General features: G+C 38.7%; 2 protein-coding genes. Both read left to right on the top strand.

Features of this window, described 5'->3' with window-relative positions; all coding sequences use genetic code 11:
• Positions 1-1805: gliding motility-associated C-terminal domain-containing protein (locus ACJJVI_RS00015; RefSeq protein ID WP_405349573.1), on the top strand; the 1805-nt coding region annotated here is incomplete at its 5' end.
• Between the two features lie 61 nt (positions 1806-1866).
• On the top strand, positions 1867-1992 hold a 126-nt coding region (locus ACJJVI_RS00010; RefSeq protein WP_405349575.1), incomplete at its 3' end, for a type IX secretion system membrane protein PorP/SprF.

The raw sequence follows: 1992 nt of genomic DNA, 5'->3' as shown, positions 1-1992 counted from the left end.
TAGCTCAGGCAACAACACCAGATACCTTATTACCAGGCGAGATGGGAACATTCACAGGAATGTATACGATCACTCAAATGGATATCGATAATGGAGAAGTTGAGAATACTGCGACAACAGATGCAACAAGTCCAAACGGACCAGTAAGCGATGTGTCAGATAGCGATAATCCAGCTGATGAGGATAACGATATGGATGGTGATACGACGAATGATCCAACGATCACACCGTTAGCTACTCCAGGTAACGTTACAGGATTTGTATATATCGATTTTGATGGTGATGGTATGTATGATCCAACGGTAGATATGCTATTCCCAGCTGGTACTTTAGTAGAATTAACAGATGCGGCAGGTACAGTGTTTACGGCAACTGTGGATGCAGCAGGAAATTGGACAGCTACTGTTCCAGTTGGTGACTATACTGTTGAAGTTATTGAAACAACTCTACCAGCAGGTTATACATTGACGACTACCGGTTCTAATCCAGAATCAATGGTTACTGTTGTAGCTGGTGCTACAACGACTACGGTAGATGATGGTTATCAGGGTAGTGGAGATGTTACAGGATTTGTGTATGAAGATGTTGATGGCGATGGGGTTTATGATCCACTAGTAGATATGTTATTCCCAGCAGGTACTGTTGTCGAATTAACAGATGAATTCGGTAATGTGACTATTACAACTGTTGACGCATTAGGTAATTGGGTAGTAACAGTTCCAGCAGGTAATTATACAGTAGATGTAGATGAGGACTCACTTCCAGATGGATATGACTTGACAACTGTAGGTTCTGATCCAGAGGCTCTTGTAGTAGTAATTGTAGGTTCTACAACAACTACCATAAGTGATGGTTATATGCTACTCGCAGATAATGATGGTGATGGTATACCAGATGTTGATGATATTGATGATGATAATGATGGTATCTTAGATGTATTAGAAGGTGGCGGTGATTCTGACGGAGACGGTATTCCTGATTGGTTTGACCAAGACTCAGATAATGATGGTATACCAGATAATGTAGAAGCACAATTAACTGATGGTTATATTAATCCTAGTGGAGTTGATGCAGATGGTAATGGTTTAGATGATGCTTATGAATCTGCTCCAGGTGCTGGAGAAGGTATTACTCCAGTAAATACGGACGGTACAGATAATCCTGATTATCTAGATGATGATTCTGATAATGACGGTGTACCTGATAGCACTGAAGGATTCGATTTTGATAACGATGGTTTCCCAGATATTACACCTTCAGGTATCGATGCTGATATGGATGGTTTAGATGATGCTTTTGATGGTGATTTAGGAGGCTATGAAGATCCTAATGGTTTAATCGTTGGTACAGATCCATTTGCAGACCTAAACAATACTGATGGTATGGATGACGTTGATTATCGAGATACAGATGATGATAACGATATGATTGTAACTGGACCAGATGCTATAGATGAGGATAATGATAACGATGGTATACCTGATTACTTAGATTCTGACCCTAGAGGTATTAATATCTATAATGCAGTTACACCAGATGGAGATATGCAAAATGATTTCTTCCTTATTCAAGGAATTGAGAACTTTGATAATAATGTAAGTATCTTTAATCGTTGGGGTGTAGAAGTTTATAATGTTGATAATTATAACAATGCTAACCGCGCATTTAGAGGTATCTCAGAAGGTAGGGTGACTATAGGACAAGGAGATGCGCTCCCAGAAGGGACTTACTTCTACGTTATTGAATACATCAATGACCAGAATGAGACGAAGCAATTAGCTGGATATCTATATATTAATCGATAAATGTTATTGAACTCACCGATATTTCAATCGGTGAGTTCAATTATTTATAACATAAGAAATGATGAATAAATTATTAACTATTATATTATTGTTCGCTTTCGCGAAAGCGGTTACTGCACAACAGGATCCACAATACACGCAGTATATGTATAATCCAATAACGATTAATCCGGCATATGCAGGAAAT

The sequence above is a fragment of the Nonlabens sp. Asnod3-H03 genome, assembly GCF_045063665.1.
Classification (GTDB): Bacteria; Bacteroidota; Bacteroidia; order Flavobacteriales; family Flavobacteriaceae; genus Nonlabens; species Nonlabens ulvanivorans.
This window is presented reverse-complemented; position numbering and strand designations above follow the sequence as displayed.